We start from the raw sequence: 18810 nt of genomic DNA on the forward strand, positions 1-18810 counted from the left end.
TTTAATCTACAACTTATAAACGTTAAATACATTAAAAAGATTTATAAACCCTCTAAAATTAAATTTAATAAAGGTTTATTATTCTAAAATCCAGCCTTCACGCAGGCATAGTTGATGAATGTGCTCATAGTGATGCTCGCTGTGCCAAGCATACATAGCAACCACTTCTTGCAAGGCAAATACGCGCTTTGTTTCGGGATGAAAATAGGTACGCTGTAATTCTGCTTCGGTCAGTGAATTAAGCAACATGACCCAACGCAAATGCAGGTATTTTAGCAACTGCAACGACCAGTCTAAGGGCGCACCTTTCCCGTCAGCCAGCTCCGCCCAAAGCGCCTCTTCGTACGGTTTAATGAAGGGATTGTCTTCGGTCAAGGCCAATTTAAAACGAATGTAGGCATTCATGTGGCTATCAGCTACGTGATGAACCGTTTGAGCAACGGTCCAACCTCCAGGCCGATACGGTGTCTCTAATTGGCTTGCACTTAACGGATTGACGATATTAAACAGTTTGGAAGGCAAAGCACTGATGGTCTGAATCTGTGATTTGGTTTCAGCCATTGTGTATGTTTTACCAGTTTGAAACCGACCGATAGGATATTTGAGTGATTCCATGCGCTTTTAAATTGTCATTTTTAGGAACTGCTGATTTATTTATCTTCCAAAATCATCCTGCACACGTACAATATCCTCTTCATCTGAGGGATTTGTGGCATCGGTGTGTTGCCAAATTTCGGCCAAAATCCCCCATTCGGCCAGCCCAACCAATCGATGACGTTCTCCTTGTTTCAACACAATCAGCTCACCAGGCTGATAGGATTTTACTTCGGTTTCCTCGTCGGTTTCACTCGTTACAACGCCAACTGTACCCGATACTACCCGCCAGATTTCGGCGCGGCGGTGATGGTATTGCCACGAGAGTCGCTTTTCGGGAGCTACTACCAGAATTTTGGGGCTCAATTTTTGGGTAATTTGCAACGAAGAGAGTTCTACGGTTGGAAAATACGTAGCCGCAAATTGGGGGGTCTGCGACTCATCCAAGACAAAAAAGCCTCCCCAAGGGCGAGTCTGGTCTTCTTTCACAACGTTGAATCCTTGCTCAGCCAACGAGGCCGCAATCTTCGAAAATACTTCCTGTTTTGTAGGTACAATCGGTTCCATTAAAAAAATGATATAGGTGAAGCGTAAAGTTAGAAAAATCTTGTAAAGTAATCTCCGTATTTTTGCCCGAATTTTAAACTATTCTCATGTCTTACCCACAGCTAGAAGTCTCGTTATCTACCCATAAAAAAATTTATTTTGCCTCTGATTTCCACCTCGGTGCCCCAAATCATACCGAAAGCATGGTGCGTGAAAGGCGATTAGTACGCTGGCTGGAGTCGATTAGGCATGATGCCCAAATGATATGCTTAGTGGGTGATTTGTTTGATTTTTGGTACGAACACCGTCGGGTTGTTCCGCAAGGGTTCGTGCGGTTTATGGGAAAATTGGCGGAACTTACCGATGCGGGAATTCAAATCATTGCCTTCCCAGGCAATCATGACATGTGGATGAGCGGGTATTTTGAAAAAGAATTGAATATTCAAACGTTCCGAGAGCCGCTCGAATTATCGGTCAGCGCTCAAGGCAACACAACGCGTTTTTTTATTACCCACGGCGATGGGCGCGGCCCCGGAGACCATTCGTATAAAGTACTTCAAAGAGTATTTGAAAGTCGGTTGGCCCGGTGGTCTTTTGGCAATATCCTTCATCCTGATTGGGCCCTTTGGCTGGGACAAACCTGGGCAAGTTATAGTTGGCGCAAAAACGACAAAGAAATCAAACCTAAGTTTCTGGGCGAAGAAAAGGAATGGTTATTGCTATACGCCAAAGAAGAGGAAAAAAAAGCACACCACGATTATTATGTATTTGGCCACCGCCACATTGAGCTGGACTACCCCGTCAATGACCAAAGCCGTATTTTTATCTTGGGCGACTGGATAGTTGACAACACCTACGCCATATTTGACGGTAAGACCATGAAATTGCATAATTATCCTCACCACAACACTGAAAAGTAATTATTATTTTTTCATAACATCCTGACGAGTAATGCTTTCCCTTGGAGCTTGATTGAGAATCGAACGGTATTCTTTCTTTTTGAGGTCACCGTTTTTGACGGAGTTGATGAATTTAGCCCAAGCAAAGGGATTTAAAAATGGAACTGCAGTGGTAAAACTTCGGTTGGCGGCATTTTCACGACCAAAGATTTGTTGATCCATAAAGTTTCGATAGTTGCCCGCCGCGCTCAACGGCGTCACCGCCGCCATCTGCATTAGCAACTCCTGACGGGTATTTTGTTCAAGATTTGCCCGTTCAAATTCATCAGGAAGTTTCATGGCCACAAACGCCTTCTTGAATTCTTCTTCGGTGGCATACGGATATACTTTTACTTCTGCCAATGTTTTGACGTCTTCTTTCATCAAAATAATGGCCGAATAAGACTCCTCCATGTGCCGACGTGGAATAATGTGGTATTGCTTTTGATACCCCAAATAACTGAACACAATACTATCACCTGGAAATACGGGTAACGCAAAGTAGCCACCTTCATCAGCCAATGTACCCCGGCCAGCCCGGGGAATTAAAATATAAGCCTTGCCCAAGGTTTGTGTTCCTTTTACGCCTACTACCCTTCCCGTAAACATGATACTTTTGACCTGACCTTGTGCTTTTACTTCCGACGAAGTTACTGCACTCACCAGTATCGCCAATATCAAAATAAGGAAGTTGTATTTTATATTAAGTTGCATGGTTTACTTTTTATATTCCTGACTCGAACGCACTATTTGTTTAACGCCTGAGTTCAGGAAAAAATTTTAACAAATGTCACAATAAAGGGTGTGGAAAGCAATAATCCGTCAAATCGATCTAAAAACCCTCCATGCCCAGGAATCGTACTACCAGAGTCTTTGATTGCAATACTCCGTTTGAACAACGACTCCACTAGGTCACCTAAAGTGCTTGAAACCACCATGAGCGCCCCAATGCAGTACCACTCCCAAGGGCGGTGTGAGGTAAAATAAGTACCCAGTGCAAACGCAACTACTCCCGCCAACAGGGCGCCTCCTGCGGCCCCTTCCCAAGATTTTTTGGGAGATACGCGTTCAAACAATTTCCGTTTTCCAAAATAAGTCCCTGCAAAATAAGCTCCGATGTCAGTAGCCCAAAGCAACAACAGACACCCCAGCACAATTTCATAGTTGTACGTGCCACCGCGCATGGCAAGTACGCTTAAAAGAGAAAAAGGAATAGCGACGTAAATAATACCCAAAAAAGTGAACGCAATATTCTGAAAAGGTTTGAGATCTCGCTTTTTGTAGAGTTTAATGAAGAATATCATCGTCACCATCGGACTGATGAGAAAATAATTTTGAAAATCAACGATTTCTTTCTCAATCAAAAAAGTAATGACGTTGATAAATACCCCGCACATTGTACCATAATACGTCAGCGGTTGATTTCCATCCAACCCAAGAAGTTTATAAAATTCGAGTTGGGTAAAGATACTTATGCCACAAAAAAGCAACAAAAACGTCCAGTCGGCGTATAAAATTGCGCCCACGATGATGGACACTCCAGCTATAGCGGCAATGATGCGTTGTTGTAAATTTGAAAGACTATCCAAACGAGATTTCATTCACTACAATTGTTTTGGCAATGATAGCATCTTTCACGGGAACATACAACTCACATTTTCCAAAATGGTAACTGCTATCCTGTTTATTGATGATTACAGCGGAGATTCCTTGCTGCTCCAAATATTCGCGCACAATTTCGGCACGGTGCTGAAAACTTGTTTCAAACACTTTTTCCCAGTTGCTAGGTACCATTCGTCAGATTTGTGCTTCGTTGAGAAACTACTTTTAGATTTAACAACAGTGCGGCCGTCAATACCAACGAAAGAATCGCCCCAATCCACGATACCGACGATTCTGCTGAGGAAATTTCAAAATCAAGCACTTTGCGGTGAGACAGAAATATGGCCAAAACTGTGAGTCCATTATTAATAAAATGTGCAAAAATGGGAGCCCATAAGTTTCGGGTCCAAAAATACAAATAGCCAAACATTGCCCCTAGAAGCAATCTAGGCACAAATCCATAAAATTGAAGGTGTATAGCGCTAAACAAAGCCGCAGTCAGCCAAACAGACGCATGTACATCCCTAATTTTATGAAATATTTTCCGCTGAATAATCCCTCTAAACAGTACTTCTTCCCCAACGGCAGGAATTACGGCAATGACACCCAAAGCAACGACAAATTTCAACCAAGAATCAAAATCGGTCAAAAATTGGGTCATGCCCGCCAATTCATCTTCTTTGTACCGCATCCAATTTTCAACCCGTTGTAGGCCTTCGGGCAAATGAAGGTGGCTGTTCCATTCAATAATCCAGCTGTTGAGGGGCAAAAAAGCAATGACCGTAAATAAAACCATCGCCAAAGTCAAAAAGGAGGGAGCTGGTCGACTTATAAACTCCTCCACTCGGTGCTGTTCGGACCAACGCCAATAAACAACGCCAGGAATCAGAAAAGTAAAAAGGTGGGAAACGGAGTGAAGTATCATTAAATACCACCACGCATGAGGAAACAGCTGCGGCTCTTGAATCATCTGCGAAATTTGCTCTAAGTTGCTTGGCCCTCCGAAGAGCACGCCAATCAGAAGAATCACAAGCATAGCCACAATATTACCAATAGACATTCCAAGCAAAACCAACCCCAGCAATAACATTACATTGCGCCAAGGCGGACGTTGCGGAACGCTATGAATAATTTCTGGCTGAATCTCTTCCACAGGTTAGGGTTTTAGACGTACGCAAATATAATATTACCCACAAAAATACGATACCTCTCTCTATTTATAAGTTTAAATATACATAAATACAACGTTTCAATAAAAAAGCAGGCTTCTAGAATCCCTAAAAGCCTGCTCAATACTATAATTAAAAATTTACAATGTCCGTTTTACCTCTTTCATTTCAAAGCTTTCAACAATATCTCCTACTTGAAGGTCATTGAAGCCTCTGATGCTGAGTCCAAATTCGAAGCCTGATTTTACTTCGTTTACATCGTCTTTGTAACGTTTCAACTGTGAAATATCTCCTTCGTGAACCACGATAAAGTCACGGATTACTCTGACTTTATTGTTACGTTTGATAATACCATCCGTTACGTAAGAGCCTGCTACGGTACCTATTTTACTAATTTTGAATACCTCACGTACTTCGGCATTACCAACAATTGCTTCTTCCATCGTTGGTTCTAGCATACCCGCCATGGCATCTTTCACTTCATTGATGGCATCGTAGATAACTGAATACAAACGAATTTCGATTTGCTCCTGCTCCGCGAGTTTTTTCGCATTGTTTGAAGGGCGCACCTGGAATCCAACAATGATTGCATCGGAAGCAATAGCTAGGTTAATATCTGATTCTGCAATCTGACCAACCGCCTTATTGATGATATTTACCTGTACTTCTTCCGTCGAAAGTTTGAGTAGCGAATCAGAAAGTGCTTCTACCGAACCGTCCACGTCACCTTTGACGATAATATTCAATTCCTTAAATGTACCGATTGCTTTTCTTCGGCCGATTTCCTCCAACGTAATGTGTTTACGGGTACGGATGGTTTGCTCACGCATGATTTGCTCACGCTTGTTAGCAATTTCACGCGCTTCGCGTTCGTTCTCCATCACATTAAACTTATCACCCGCTTGAGGAGCCCCGTTCAACCCTAAAAGTTGCACAGGGGTTGAAGGGCCAGCTTCTTTAAGACGCGCACCCGTGGCGTCAAACATGGCACGAACCCGTCCAAAGTGCGCACCTGCCAAGATTACATCACCGACTCTCAAGGTACCTGTTTGTACCAAAATCGTTGCCACATATCCACGGCCTTTATCAAGCGATGCTTCGACCACCGTTCCAGAAGCTCTACGGTTCGGATTTGCTTTCAGTTCGAGCAAGTCTGCCTCCAGCAACACTTTTTCCATCAAGTCAGGAATACCTACTCCCGATTTTGATGAAATTTCCTGAGTTTGGTATTTACCTCCCCATTCTTCCACCAAAATATTCATGTTGGCTAGTGCCTCACGTATCTTTTCGGTGTTAGCTCCGGGCTTATCTATTTTACTGAATGCAAATACAATCGGAACGTTGGCATTCTGAGCGTGATTTATCGCCTCTCTCGTTTGAGGCATGATAGAGTCATCCGCTGCAATTACGATGATAACAACGTCCGTCAATTTAGCTCCACGAGCACGCATGGCCGTAAAAGCTTCGTGACCTGGTGTATCCAAGAACGCGATTCTGCGTCCGCCATCTGTTTTTACGCTGTAGGCGCCAATGTGCTGGGTAATACCCCCCGCTTCACCCGCCGCAACTCGTGTACGACGAATATAGTCAAGCAACGACGTTTTACCGTGGTCAACGTGACCCATGATGGTTACGATCGGCGCACGTTCAAGCAAATCTTCTTCCGCATCTACCTCTACTTTTACATCCCCCTGAATTTCTTCTTCGGCAGATATAAACTCGACTTCATAACCAAATTCATCGGCAATCAGCGTGATACTTTCCGCATCCAAACGTTGGTTGATGGAAACGAACATACCCATGCTCAAACAAACCGAAATTACTTCCTGCACCGATACGTCCATCAACGAGGACAGTTCGTTGGCCGAAATAAACTCTGTTACTTTCAACACTTTAGCATCTTCCTGCTCCTGCATCATGCGCTCTTCGGCAGCATCTGCCCGCAAACGGCGACGTTCACGGCGCTTATCTGCGCCAAAGTTTTTACCACTAGTGGTACCGCTCAAGCGGGCATAAGTAGCCTTGATTGAGTCAGCCACTTCTTTGTCGCTGATTTCATCTTTACGCTCTCTACGACCGTTACCGCCTTTTTTATTGGTATTCGTATTCGCATTATTGGTGGCGGGCCCTTTTTTAGCAGCTCCACCAGCGGTATTTGCATTAGGTGCTGTTGTATTGGGCGTCGCGTTGGCACTAGGCGTTGCATTGGCCGGGGCATTGGTTTTTGAACCATCCCGTTGGCCATGTTGGTACTGTGTAATAGGGCGATCATTCTGATTCTGTTTCCCTTTATTAGCAGGGCTATTGGGATTAGCTGCCGGGGCATTATCAGTAACTTTCTCTCCTTTGCGCAACCGTTTACGTTTGCGTTTTTTGTCCTTATCTTTATCTCGATTTCCTCCGTCACCACCTCGGCGCTCGGTAGGAAGTTCAATCTTTCCTAAAATGGTGAGTCCTTTCAAGGTTTCACCTTTTGCTTCAATCAATACCGGCTCGGGTTCTGGCTCAGGGGCAGGAACTTCTTTAGGAGGCTCGGGTTGTTTTACCTTAACAGGTTGTTGAGGGCGTTCTGTCCGAGGAGTAAACGGCTGTGGTTTAGCAGGTTCTTCCTTGGGTTTTGGTTGAGGTGCAGGTTTGAGTTCCACCGCTGGTTCTTGTACCACTTCTGCTTTGGGTTCTATGATTGGCTCTACTTTTGGCTCTGCTTTCGGTAACTCCTCAATAGGCTTAATTTCGGGTACGGGTGCGGCTTCCACAGGCAGGATAACTTCTGCTTTGGGTTCAACCACAGGCAATGCTACTTCCTTCACAGGCTCTGGCATCGTTACTTCCGGCTTTTTCTCTTCAACAGGTTTTTCTGCCACCGGAGTCTCTTCTATTTTCTTCTCTTCAACAACCAGTTCTGGCTTCTTCTCTTCAATAATAACCACCTCTGGTTTTTTCTCTTCAACAACGGGAGGGGCCAGCTTAGGTGCTTCCTCAGGTTTTGGCGGAGTCGGAACGGGTACATTGATTGGTTTGGGAGCATCCAAATCAATTTTCCCAACAACCTTTAGTCCAATAGATGGGGTTTCAGGAAGTTTTTCTTCTTTCTCCGGTTGAGGCTCTGAAACAACCGGTTTAGGTGCATTGACAGCCGACTGCGATGTACGAAAATAAAGTACAGGGCTATCTTCTGACTTAGGTTGTGGTGCAGCAGGTTCTTCTTTTTTGGGGGTAATTCCCCCCAATAGCGCGTCCACCTTAAACTCCTTAGACAGAAATTCAAGCTGTTCAGCGTTTAACTTTGTATTGGGATTATTATCAACCTTAAAGCCTTTAGCACCCAAAATACTGGCAACCGCAGCGTGGCTACGATTGAGTATTCGAGCTGCTTGACTAAGGCGCATACTTTTTTCTTCCGACATACTGGAAATAGACGTACCGAAGTACGAGTTATTGGTTATTCGTTATTAGGGAAACCCTGGAAAATTAACCCAAAGATACAGATTTATTTTTCAACTACGTTTATCTGTTCTCTGTACGTCAAGTATAGTCAGCAATTAACTCGTAAATGTCCCTTTTTCAGTGAGTCATTTTGTCCCAAACTGACTACATTTATTCAAATTCACGACGTAAAATTTCAAGGATTTCTTCTACTGTTTCTTCTTCAAGGTCGGTACGGCGAACAAGCTCTTCTCTACTGATGTTGATGACTTGTTTTGCGGTATCCAAACCAATCTTGCGGAACTCTTCAATCATCCACTCGTCAATCTCATCCGTAAATTCGCTCAAATCTACATCCTCCTCGTCTTCTTGGCCTTCAACATCACGGAATACATCTATTTCCATGCTGACCAAACGCCCGGCGAGTTTAATGTTTTGTCCTCCTTTACCGATCGCCAGTGAAACTTGATCAGGTTTTAGATAAACAGATACCCTTTTGGTCTCTTTATCTATCACCATCGAAGTGATTTTGGCGGGGCTCAAGGCACGCTGAATGAGCAATTCGAGATTTTCGGTATAATTGATAACGTCAATGTTCTCATTATTCAGTTCTCTAACGATGGTATGAATCCGTGAACCTTTCATCCCGACGCAAGCGCCCACGGGATCGATACGGTCATCATACGACTCTACCGCTACTTTGGCACGCTCGCCGGGCTCACGCACAATCTTACGAATGTTGATAAGTCCGTCGTAGATTTCAGGAATTTCGGTTTCAAACAATCTTTCCAAAAATACGGGAGAAGTACGCGAAAGCGTAATTCTTGGCGTACCATTGTTTAGCTCCACTTTATGGATGACCGCTTTAACGGGCTCTCCTTTACGGTATTTATCCTTAAAGATTTGCTCTTGTTTGGGCAGGACTAATTCATTGCCTTCGGTATCTAAACAGATGAGTTCGTTTTTGAGTATTTGATATACTTCTACATTGAGCAGGTCACCGACCATGTCTTTGTATTTGAAATACAGCAACTCTTTCTCTAAATCTTTTACCTTCTGAATCAGCGTTTGACGTGCAGTTTGCACCAGACGCCGTCCAAAATCTTCCAATTTTACTTCCTCAGCTACTTCTTCACCCACTTCAAAGTCATCCTGAATTTTACGGGCTTCAGCCAGAGGAATTTTATCCGGTTCCCAAATATCTTCTGAGTTATCGTCCACGATTTCACGGGTACGCCACATTTCGAGGTCGCCCGTATCGGGGTTGATAATCACATCAAAATTGGTATCAGTACCGTATTTTTTACGAATCATCGTACGAAACACTTCCTCCAATACTTTTATAATCGTAGGACGATCAATATTTTTGGAGCGAGCAAACTCGGCAAACGATTCTATCAATACTACGCTATCCATTTTCTTTCAAAACAGTTAATTGTTATTTGTTAAACACAGAACAATTCTTTAAATCTTAAAACAGTTTATCTAAGAGTAGTGATTATTCGTCGAGAATTAATTCCCACTTCTAACACTACGTTCTTTCACTTTATTTTTATCCCACCAACCCAGATTCTATCCTTAAAAGAAACATTAAAAATACTATTTTCCTGTGGTATTTAAAACGTAATCTGTACTTGTGCCTTTGCAATGTCGGTATAGGCAAAAGGCAATTCAGCAGGAACTTGGTCTTTTTTCTTCTTTTTCAATTCTTCAAGTATCACAAACCCTTCTTCATCCGCCGAAATTAATTTCCCTTTTTTCTCAACCCCGTCTTTTGCGATTACCCTTAAAGTACGTCCGATATTCTTACGAAACTGCCTTGGCATCGCCAACGGATAATCAACTCCCGGCGAAGACACCTCAAGCGTATATGCATCGGGCAGCACTTCTTGCGTTTCGAGCATTTCTCCCAATTTCCAGCTAATTTCGGCACATTCATCAATGCTAATGCCCGCATCGCTGTCAATCAACACCGTTACTTTCTGACGAACTTTTGAGGCGGAAACCTGCACTTCTACGATGAAAAATTTGTCATCCTCCAAGAGGGTAGAAAGCAATTCGACAATTTTTTCCTTTACATTCATTTTTTTCCAACAAAAAAGGGGAATCAATTTCCCCTCAGAATCTTAACCGTAAATTGTGGTGCAAAAGTAACATCTTTTTACTAATTTAACAACACCCATTTTAATTATTTGCTATGGCACAGCATGTTGTCGTGTATGAGTACGGTATAGTTCGGCGCGCTACCGAGGCAGCGGGAAGTATTGATAGCACCCAAAACACGGAGGTATTTGTTTCAGACCAGACTTTTGACCTGCTCAAACAGTGGGCTTTTGTACCCCATGCCGATGCCGTAATTCATTTTTTTTTACAAAAAGGTAAAGAGTGCCTTCGTTTCAAAAATTACACGGGTATTTTACAAACATCTGACGGTACCCAATTTGAGATTTTACCGAAAATATCCAAAAATGATACCGTTTTTACAGCAAGACAGTCTCTATTGAAAATGCTCCGCAGTGTCACTGACCTTCCATTTTACCAGCTTTCTCAAGCGCATTTACAACAGGCGGACCAACCACTTTGGGAGATTTTCATTTCGGCTTTTATTCAAGAAATGGAGCAAATTATGCAACAGGGCTTGGAAAGGGCTTATCAAACCATTGAAACCGAACAAACATTCGTACGGGGAAAATGGCTACCGCACCGTCAAAATGCCCTCCATCCTGAATTACTGTTTACCGCCCATGACGAATTCAACGCCGACATCCTGCCCAATCGCCTGCTGAAAACCTGCGTGTTATTTTTAGGCAAGCGCAGTCAATATTTGCCCAATCAGGTTCGCCTTCGGCAATTGCGTTTTGCGTTGGAAGACGTCAATACCTCCACGCAAGTAAACGCTGATTTTGCAAAATTGGAAAAACTTGACCGACGTTTTAACCGATATGCACAAGCCTTGAAATGGGCCAAAGTGTTGCTCAATCAACAGTCATGGGCTACGGCTGGCAAAGACGTGAATGACTCGTTATTGTTTCCGACCGAACGATTATTTGAAAATTATGTAGCCCGTGGGGCCAAACGTTATTTAGGTAACCATGAAGTATCTTATCAGGATGATTTGCATTTTTTGGTCGACGACCATTCTGGCAAGCGTCGCTTTCGGTTACGCCCCGACTTGGTGATTCGCAAAGACCAACAAACCGTGGTGATGGATATGAAGTGGAAATGGATTGAGCCCACTCTCCCTAATTATGGTATAGAACAGGCCGATTTGTATCAATTATACGCTTATGGGCGCAAATACAACGCAGATGCGCTATTTCTGATTTATCCCGCTCATGAAGATTTTCGAACACCGCTTCCTCCATTTCGTTTTGAAGAACAATTGGTTTTAACCGTTATTCCTTTTGATATAACGGCACCGTTATCGTTAGAAGTAGAAAAGATGGAAAATTATTTGGGAATGAAATAGAAGAAAAAAGCCGGTCAGTCTCATAATAAACTGACCGACTTTGATTTTTTAGGCATTCAATGCACGGTTGCCTGTAGCCGCCAAGCAAGCCTCCTTAAAGGCCTCTGTATAAGTGGGGTGTGCGTGCGACATGCGGCTTACGTCTTCGGCTGAGGCGCGGTATTCCATGGCTACCACTGCCTCTGCAATCATATCAGCCGCGCGCGGGCCAATGATATGCGCGCCCAGAATTTCATCCGTTTCTTTGTGAGCCAATACTTTTACGGTCCCGTCAATGTCCATGCTCGCGCGAGCGCGGCCAAGGGCTTTGAACGGAAACGAACCTGTTTTATAGGCAATTCCTTTGGCTTTTAATTCATCTTCCGTATAACCTACTCCTGCTACTTCAGGCCACGTATAAACTACGTTTGGAATGAGCAGGTAATTGATATGTGGTTTTTGTCCAACGATGGTTTCGGCCACAAACACGCCTTCTTCTTCCGCTTTGTGGGCCAACATCGCCCCACGAATCACGTCCCCGATGGCGTAGATATTAGGCACTTTGGTTTGAAGCGTGTGTTCATCCACTTCGATTTTTCCGCGTTGGTCGGCGGCAAGGCCCGCATTTTCAAGGGCGAGTCCATCGGTATAGGGTTTACGTCCCACGCTCATCAGGCAGTAATCACCCGTAAAAGTAACGAGCTCCCCTTTGGGGTTCTCTGCCGTTACGATGACCTCATCACCCGTATTTTCCACCGTTTTTACTTTATGACTAAAATAGAAATCAGCGCCGAGTTTTTTTACCGTCCGCTGAAGCTCTTTGCCCATGGTCGCGTCCATGGTCGGAATCATAGCCGAAGCATATTCCACAAAGCTTACTTTAGCCCCGATGCGTGCGTACACCGAGCCAAGCTCTGCGCCAATTACGCCCGCCCCAATCACGATGAGGTGTTTGGGGATTTCGTTGAGTTGAAGCGCTTCGGTCGAAGTGATGATGCGTTTTTTGTCAATCGTAACGCCCGGCAATGACGAAGGCTTGGAGCCCGTAGCGATGACGATATTTTTGGAGGTAATTATTTCAATGTCTCCTCCTTCTTTGGTCACCTTTACGGTATTTTTATCCACAAATGAGCCAAGGCCTTGGTAGACATCAATTTTATTTTTCTTCATCAAAAACTCGACGCCTTTGCATACTTGGTTGACTACTTCGCTTTTGCGGGCAATCATTTGTGCCAAATCCACCTTTAGGTTTTCGAGCTGAATGCCGTGTTCGGCAAACGTATGCGAGGCATTGTAGTAATGCTCAGATGAATCGAGCAGTGCTTTGGAAGGAATACAACCTACGTTCAGGCAGGTTCCTCCAAGGGTTTTATATTTTTCGATAATGGCCGTTTTTAAGCCTAACTGCGCGCAGCGAATGGCGCAAATATAGCCACCTGGCCCCGAACCGATTACGATAACGTCGTATTGCATTGGATTTATATAACTGTTTTAGTCATTTAATTATTCGAACAATTTCACAAAAAAGGGGCACGGTATACCGAGCCCCTTTTTATTTTATATTCTTACACTTCCAACAGTAACCGTGTAGGGTCTTCGAGCAATTGCTTTACTCTGACGAGGAAGCTCACCGAATCACGGCCATCGATGGTGCGGTGGTCGTAGCTTAGTGCTACGTACATGATGGGTCGAATAACGATTTCTCCATTCACCACGACAGCACGCTCAACGATGTTGTGCATTCCCAAAATCGCTGCCTGTGGAGCATTGATAATCGGTGTTGAGAGCATAGAGCCAAAAATACCACCGTTGGTGATAGTAAAGGTGCCACCTTGCATTTGGTCAATGGTCAACTTGTTGTCGCGGGCGAGGCCAGCCAAACGAATGATTTCTTTCTCAATTTGAGAGAAGGTCATTTTTTCGGCATTACGAATTACGGGCACCACCAAGCCACGCTCGGTCGAAACCGCAATTGAAATATCGGAGAAATCATTGTAAACGACTTCATCGCCGTCAATGAACGCATTTACTACTGGAAATTCCTGCAAAGCTACCGCGCAAGCCCGGGTAAAGAATGACATAAAGCCTAAGCCTACGCCGTGTTTTTCCTTAAATTTATCCTTGTACTTATTACGCAAGTCCATGATGGGCTTCATGTCTACCTCATTGAAGGTTGTCAACATGGCCGTTTCGTTCTTAACCGCAACCAAACGACGCGCGATGGTTTTGCGCAGCGACGTCATTTTCACGCGGCGTTGGCCACGGGCATCCGCCGCTTTGGGAGCAGGGGCAGGAGCCGCAGGTGCCGCTACTGGCGCTTTAGGTTGTTCAGCTGGAGTAGGCGTGGGAGCAGCTTTGGGTTGTGCTGCGATGGCATCTTCTTTCGTTAATCTTCCGCCAACACCCGACCCCGCTACACTTGCAGGGTCAATGCCTTTTTCGGCCAAAATTTTGGCAGCGGCGGGAGATGGATGCCCTGCTGCATAACTATCATTGGAAGCATTGGCCGTAACCGCCTGACCGTTTGATTGCGGAGCTTCAGCTACTGGAGCTGAGGCCGCCGCACTTCCAGCACCTACTTCAATTTTACAAATAACGGCTCCGATTGACAACGTCGAACCCGCTTCAGCTACAATGCGTAGCACTCCTGCGGCTTCGGCAGGGAGTTCGAAAGTAGCTTTGTCAGACTCTAGTTCACAAAGGACTTCGTCTAATTGAACGGTATCGCCGTCTTTTTTATTCCAACTAGCGATGGTTACTTCCGTGACGGATTCACCCACCGTAGGCACTTTCATTTCCACTACTTTGGCTGCCGTTGCAGGGGCAACAGAAGCCGAAGCGACGGGAGCAGGCGCCGAAGCAACGGGTGCGGGAGTTGACGCAGGAGCGGAAGCTACCTCAGCCGATGTTTCAATCACACATATCAGTCCACCAATCGGTAATACATCACCTTCTTGTGCTTTAACCCGTAAAACGCCATCAGCCTCAGAAACGACATCAAAAGATGCTTTATCTGAATCCAAACTGCATATTACTTCATCACGTTTGACACTTTCTCCGTCTTTTTTCACCCAAGAACCAATGGTTACTTCGGTGATAGATTCTCCGACGGTCGGGACTTTTATTTCAATCTGTGACATATATTCAGAATTTGGGAATTGTCAATTTGAAAATGAGTTAGGATGAAAACAGAGAATCTCAGTATTACTTTCAATGCTCCGTTTTTAGGGTATTATTTTAAGAAAAAGCCTGCTCAATGAGTTCTGCCTGTTCTTTTGCGTGTATTTTCATATATCCTGTTGCGGGTGAGGCACTGGCTTTACGGGCAATCACTTTTCCTAAACCAATTTCAGGAAACTCACGCAAAATAAATGACCAATAGCCCATGTTTTCTGGCTCTTCTTGCACCCAAATCACATCCGCTTTTTTGTATTGATCTAGGTACGCCTGTATTTGTTTTTTGGGGAATGGATACAACTGCTCTACCCGAATAATGGCCACATCTTTACGATTATCTTTTTGTTGTTTATCCAACAGTTCCCAATAAAGCTTACCAGTACAAAGCAACACTTTTTTTACCTTTTTAGGTTCAGCAAATTCATCTCCGATGGTTTCGCGGAAAGAAGTTCCTTCGGCAAAATCACTTAAAGGCGATACCGCCATCGGATGACGCAGCATTGATTTGGGCGACATCAAAATGGCGGGCTTGCGGAAAGGCAATGCCAATTGACGACGAATCATGTGAAAATAGTTGGCTGGCGTGGTAATGTTGCAAACGTACATGTTATACTCCGCCGACAAAATCAAAAAGCGCTCCGGACGGGCACTTGAGTGCTCAGGTCCCTGGCCTTCGTAGCCGTGCGGCAACAACAGCACCAACCCGTTCATGGCATTCCACTTCGACTCCGTAGCAGCAATAAACTGGTCAATCATGATTTGAGCCCCATTCACAAAGTCGCCGAATTGAGCTTCCCAAATCACCAACGCGTGAGGGTTAGCCATGGCATAACCGTACTCAAAACCCATGACGCCGTACTCTGAGAGCAGTGAATTATAGATTTCAAATTTCCCTTGTCCTTCGCCGATGTGTGCTAAGCTGTTATGATTGGCATTAGTCTCGGCATCATGAAGCACGGCATGGCGGTGTGAGAATGTACCGCGCTGAATGTCCTGCCCCGTCATCCGGACGGTTTTTCCTTCCGTCAGAATAGAGCCATACGCCAGCAATTCTCCCGACGACCAGTTTAACGGTTTTTCACCCGCAAAAATTTGCTTCCGCTCTTCAATTACTTTTTCAATTTGTTTCAACGCTTTGAAACCTTCGGGTAAGCTTGTAAGGGCTTGTCCTACTTTTTCAATCACCTCTTTTGTAATACCAGTAACGGGTGATTTTTCAAAATCTTCGGGCACCGAACGCCGCAACTCAGCCCAATCACGTTCGAGCTTAGGGCGTTTGTACGGCAGTTGTTTTTGTTTTACTTTTTGAAGCAAATCCTGCAACTCGCCTTCGAGTTCGGCCTTCATTTGATCGGCAATTTGCGCGTCCAACTCTCCACGTTCGGTCAATACTTTCAGGTATAAATCCCGACCGTTGAGCTGTTGTGAAATTTTCGAATACATCGTCGGCTGCGTAAAACGCGGCTCATCTGACTCATTATGACCGTATTTGCGATAACAAACCATGTCCACAAATACATCGCGGTTAAACTCCTGGCGAAACTCAATAGCGACCTTCATTACAAAAGCTACCGCTTCAGGGTCATTTCCATTGACGTGGAAAATAGGCGCATCCACGATTTTGGCAATGTCTGAACAATAAATAGATGAGCGGTCGTCTTCGTGATCGGTGGTGAATCCGATTTGGTTATTTATCACAAAGTGTAACGTTCCACCCGTATAATACGCGGGGAGGTTAGACATTTGCGTTACTTCGTACACAATTCCCTGCCCTGCCACGGCAGCATCTCCGTGAATCAAAATTGGCAGTACAGGGTCGTATTTATCCTGCCCTTCAATATGCCCGTAGTGTTCATCGGCACGCGCGCGGGCATACCCTACCACGGCTGGATTAACGGCTTCTAAGTGCGATGGATTCGCCATAAGTTTAAGACTAACGGCTTTCCCTTCTGGCGTTTCGATTTGGCTTTCGTAGCCCATGTGGTATTTTACGTCGCCATCACTGAATTCATCCAACTCAACGTTTTCTTCAAATTCGTTAAAGACCTGTTCATAAGGCTTTTGAAGCACATTGGTCAGTACATTGAGACGGCCACGGTGCGCCATACCAATTACCACTTCTTCCACCCCAAGCTCAGCGCCACGGTTGATTGCCACATCCAATGCTGGAATAGTCGCCTCTCCACCTTCCAGCGAGAATCTCTTTTTGCCTAAAAATTTGGTGTGCAGAAAGTTCTCGAAGGTCACGGCATCATTGAGTTTCTCAAGAATACGTTTCTTTTGCTCAATCGTGGGCGTAAAGTTCAGGTATTCCTGTTCAATCTTCTTTCTTAACCAGCTTTTAGCCCGGCGGTCGCGGATGTATTGGTATTCAAAACCTACTTTTTCGGTATAGACTTTACGAAGGGCATCCACAATTTCACGCAGCTTTGCGGCCCGGCCAAATACTTCAATCCCTGCCTCAAAAACCGTTTCTAAATCAGCTTCCGACAAGTTGAAGTCTTTCAAATCCAACTCGGGATACCGATTCTTGCGGGGTCCTAGCGGGTTGGTCTGCGACATTAAATGCCCTCTCTGACGGTAGCCTCTTATCAAGTGAACTACCTCCATTTCTTTGCGGGTATGCGAAGCCGAAATGGGTGTTTCAGCCACTGGTGCGGCCCCATTGCCATTTGATTTAGGTTTATTTTCGCCGTATTTAGCAGAAAATTCAAACCCTTCAAAGAACCGTTGCCAACTTAAATCAACAGAGTCAGGCTGTTGCAAGTATTTTTGGTACAGGTCCTCAATGTACGCAGCTTCTGAATTAGCTATATATGAGTATTTTTCCATTAAAAAAAAATGCTGGTTGAAAGTGGGGCAAATTTAGTTCATGTATTTTGAATTCGTTGCAAAAGTCTTATAGATTTAGTAAAAATCTAATTAGATCTTGGATTAGGCTGAAGTGTAAACACAATTTCGTGGATACCCTTACCCGCTCCAGGTACACTATTGGAGTTGCCGTAGAAGTCTTCTACTCGTCGCGAATTGTAGGTATAACCTATCCTTATGTTTTTGGAAACGTCATAGCCCAACAGTATCTGAACATAATTTACGCCTCCCAAACGAACAGACAACCCCACCAACGCGGCATTTTTGTAGTGCATCAACGCGTTTAAATCAGTCCTGATTTTTCCTTGCTCAGGTTTTGTAATTAGTATTGATGGAGCTACATTCAACCCTTCGCTAATGTCCATTTTTAAACCTGCTTGTAAAAAAATGGGGCGTTGATAATTAAGCAGTCCGCTTGTATTATTGTATCCATAACTTTGTTTTAAGATTTCGGGCATCGAGACTCCTCCAAAAAACATTTCATCCTGATAATAAATTCCGACGCCCGCACTTGCCAATGCTTTATTGATTCCTCCACCAGTATTGATGGCTGAACGCGACGGCAAAACATTAATTCCACCTAATGCTCCGATAGAAATTTTTTGAAATTCTGAAAGCTTAAAAATATAGGAAGCACTGCCAAAAACCGCAACATTGACGGCCACTCGGTCGTTTAGCCCCTGTAATCCCAACCCGACCTTTCCATCGGCAACGCTCCCATCCATGGCGAAAGACTGGGTAACAGGAAGCCCTTGTATTCCCGCCACAAATTGCCGACGAAGAACGGCATTAAAATAAAAGTTTTCACGAACACCCGTAGCCGCAGGGTTTATGGCAATTGGATTAACCAAATATTGTGAATATTGAACTTCACGCTGGGCTTGGGTATAGTGGGCAATTAGAAATAAGCAGCAGGCAGTTAGCAGTTTACAGTTTACGACAGAGAAAAGGCGATAAACAGTAGAGAGTAGACATAGTTTTTTCATCATAATACCAGTTGATTCTTTTATCAACGCAAAAGAAAGCACTAATCTTGCCA

General features: G+C 44.3%; 15 protein-coding genes. 2 read left to right on the forward strand and 13 right to left on the reverse strand.

Features of this window, described 5'->3' with window-relative positions:
• Positions 1–78: 78 nt before the first annotated feature.
• Positions 79–615 carry a YfiT family bacillithiol transferase gene (locus NCI00_RS03090; RefSeq protein WP_253524922.1) on the reverse strand — a complete coding sequence of 179 codons (537 nt, stop codon included), beginning with the start codon at positions 613–615 and terminating at the stop codon, positions 79–81.
• Positions 616–654: 39 nt separating this feature from the next.
• Positions 655–1161 carry a cupin domain-containing protein gene (locus tag NCI00_RS03095; RefSeq protein WP_114462957.1) on the reverse strand — a complete coding sequence of 169 codons (507 nt, stop codon included), beginning with the start codon at positions 1159–1161 and terminating at the stop codon, positions 655–657.
• Positions 1162–1247: 86 nt separating this feature from the next.
• Here NCI00_RS03095 and NCI00_RS03100 point away from each other — a divergent pair, with 86 nt between their 5' ends.
• On the forward strand, positions 1248–2060 hold the full coding sequence (locus NCI00_RS03100) for a UDP-2,3-diacylglucosamine diphosphatase (RefSeq protein WP_253524924.1): 813 nt from the start codon (positions 1248–1250) through the stop codon (positions 2058–2060).
• A 3-nt stretch (positions 2061–2063) separates the two neighbouring features.
• On the opposite strand, the gene NCI00_RS03105 is transcribed toward NCI00_RS03100, so the two are convergent.
• The 7 genes from NCI00_RS03105 to rimP all read right to left on the reverse strand — a co-directional run bounded on the left by NCI00_RS03105 (position 2064) and on the right by rimP (position 10359).
• Positions 2064–2792, reverse strand: coding sequence for a carboxypeptidase-like regulatory domain-containing protein (locus tag NCI00_RS03105; protein ID WP_114066935.1), 729 nt, complete (start codon positions 2790–2792; stop codon positions 2064–2066).
• 53 nt (positions 2793–2845) lie between these two features.
• Positions 2846–3679 (reverse strand): phosphatidate cytidylyltransferase, encoded by an 834-nt coding sequence (locus NCI00_RS03110; RefSeq protein WP_114066936.1) that lies wholly within the window; start codon positions 3677–3679, stop codon positions 2846–2848.
• Positions 3660–3872 carry a putative signal transducing protein gene (locus tag NCI00_RS03115; RefSeq protein ID WP_114066937.1) on the reverse strand — a complete coding sequence of 71 codons (213 nt, stop codon included), beginning with the start codon at positions 3870–3872 and terminating at the stop codon, positions 3660–3662. Before NCI00_RS03115 ends, NCI00_RS03110 begins: the two co-directional genes overlap by 20 nt.
• On the reverse strand, positions 3862–4833 hold the full coding sequence (locus tag NCI00_RS29485) for a CPBP family intramembrane glutamic endopeptidase (protein ID WP_253524927.1): 972 nt from the start codon (positions 4831–4833) through the stop codon (positions 3862–3864). The genes NCI00_RS03115 and NCI00_RS29485 overlap by 11 nt, the downstream gene beginning before the upstream one ends.
• A gap of 156 nt (positions 4834–4989) precedes the next feature.
• The gene (gene infB / locus NCI00_RS03125; RefSeq protein ID WP_253524929.1) at positions 4990–8256 is read right to left on the reverse strand and encodes a translation initiation factor IF-2; all 3267 of its coding nucleotides are present in this window, start codon (positions 8254–8256) and stop codon (positions 4990–4992) included.
• Between the two features lie 190 nt (positions 8257–8446).
• Positions 8447–9691 (reverse strand): transcription termination factor NusA, encoded by a 1245-nt coding sequence (gene nusA / locus NCI00_RS03130; RefSeq protein ID WP_114066940.1) that lies wholly within the window; start codon positions 9689–9691, stop codon positions 8447–8449.
• 200 nt (positions 9692–9891) lie between these two features.
• Positions 9892–10359, reverse strand: a complete 468-nt coding sequence (rimP, locus tag NCI00_RS03135) for a ribosome maturation factor RimP (RefSeq protein ID WP_253524931.1) — start codon at positions 10357–10359, stop codon at positions 9892–9894.
• Between the two features lie 113 nt (positions 10360–10472).
• Here rimP and NCI00_RS03140 point away from each other — a divergent pair, with 113 nt between their 5' ends.
• On the forward strand, positions 10473–11744 hold the full coding sequence (locus tag NCI00_RS03140; protein WP_253524933.1) for an McrC family protein: 1272 nt from the start codon (positions 10473–10475) through the stop codon (positions 11742–11744).
• Between the two features lie 48 nt (positions 11745–11792).
• Here the strand turns inward: NCI00_RS03140 and lpdA are convergent, their stop codons facing one another.
• The 4 genes from lpdA to NCI00_RS03160 form a co-directional block, all read right to left on the reverse strand.
• Positions 11793–13196, reverse strand: coding sequence for a dihydrolipoyl dehydrogenase (gene lpdA / locus NCI00_RS03145; protein ID WP_253524935.1), 1404 nt, complete (start codon positions 13194–13196; stop codon positions 11793–11795).
• 92 nt (positions 13197–13288) lie between these two features.
• A complete protein-coding gene (odhB, locus tag NCI00_RS03150) occupies positions 13289–14863 on the reverse strand; it encodes a 2-oxoglutarate dehydrogenase complex dihydrolipoyllysine-residue succinyltransferase (protein ID WP_253524937.1) in 1575 nt (524 codons plus the stop codon).
• Positions 14864–14960: 97 nt separating this feature from the next.
• Entirely contained in the window at positions 14961–17732 is a 2772-nt protein-coding gene (locus NCI00_RS03155) for a 2-oxoglutarate dehydrogenase E1 component (RefSeq protein ID WP_253524939.1), read from the reverse strand.
• A gap of 86 nt (positions 17733–17818) precedes the next feature.
• The gene (locus NCI00_RS03160; RefSeq protein WP_253524941.1) at positions 17819–18760 is read right to left on the reverse strand and encodes a PorP/SprF family type IX secretion system membrane protein; all 942 of its coding nucleotides are present in this window, start codon (positions 18758–18760) and stop codon (positions 17819–17821) included.
• Positions 18761–18810: the final 50 nt, after the last annotated feature.

Source organism: Runella salmonicolor (assembly GCF_024158025.1).
In the GTDB taxonomy this organism is placed as follows: Bacteria; Bacteroidota; Bacteroidia; order Cytophagales; family Spirosomataceae; genus Runella; species Runella salmonicolor.

What these genes read in the sequence shown, in the direction of transcription:
- lpdA (WP_253524935.1), bottom strand. Translation starts at nt 13,196, where the DNA reads ATGCAATACGACGTTATCGTAATCGGTTCGGGGCCAGGTGGCTATATT.
- NCI00_RS03115 (WP_114066937.1), bottom strand. Translation starts at nt 3,872, where the DNA reads ATGGTACCTAGCAACTGGGAAAAAGTGTTTGAAACAAGTTTTCAGCAC.
- NCI00_RS03110 (WP_114066936.1), bottom strand. Translation starts at nt 3,679, where the DNA reads ATGAAATCTCGTTTGGATAGTCTTTCAAATTTACAACAACGCATCATT.
- odhB (WP_253524937.1), bottom strand. Translation starts at nt 14,863, where the DNA reads ATGTCACAGATTGAAATAAAAGTCCCGACCGTCGGAGAATCTATCACC.
- nusA (WP_114066940.1), bottom strand. Translation starts at nt 9,691, where the DNA reads ATGGATAGCGTAGTATTGATAGAATCGTTTGCCGAGTTTGCTCGCTCC.
- NCI00_RS03090 (WP_253524922.1), bottom strand. Translation starts at nt 615, where the DNA reads ATGGAATCACTCAAATATCCTATCGGTCGGTTTCAAACTGGTAAAACA.
- NCI00_RS03140 (WP_253524933.1), top strand. Translation starts at nt 10,473, where the DNA reads ATGGCACAGCATGTTGTCGTGTATGAGTACGGTATAGTTCGGCGCGCT.
- NCI00_RS03095 (WP_114462957.1), bottom strand. Translation starts at nt 1,161, where the DNA reads ATGGAACCGATTGTACCTACAAAACAGGAAGTATTTTCGAAGATTGCG.
- NCI00_RS03160 (WP_253524941.1), bottom strand. Translation starts at nt 18,760, where the DNA reads ATGATGAAAAAACTATGTCTACTCTCTACTGTTTATCGCCTTTTCTCT.
- rimP (WP_253524931.1), bottom strand. Translation starts at nt 10,359, where the DNA reads ATGAATGTAAAGGAAAAAATTGTCGAATTGCTTTCTACCCTCTTGGAG.
- infB (WP_253524929.1), bottom strand. Translation starts at nt 8,256, where the DNA reads ATGTCGGAAGAAAAAAGTATGCGCCTTAGTCAAGCAGCTCGAATACTC.
- NCI00_RS03100 (WP_253524924.1), top strand. Translation starts at nt 1,248, where the DNA reads ATGTCTTACCCACAGCTAGAAGTCTCGTTATCTACCCATAAAAAAATT.
- NCI00_RS03105 (WP_114066935.1), bottom strand. Translation starts at nt 2,792, where the DNA reads ATGCAACTTAATATAAAATACAACTTCCTTATTTTGATATTGGCGATA.
- NCI00_RS03155 (WP_253524939.1), bottom strand. Translation starts at nt 17,732, where the DNA reads ATGGAAAAATACTCATATATAGCTAATTCAGAAGCTGCGTACATTGAG.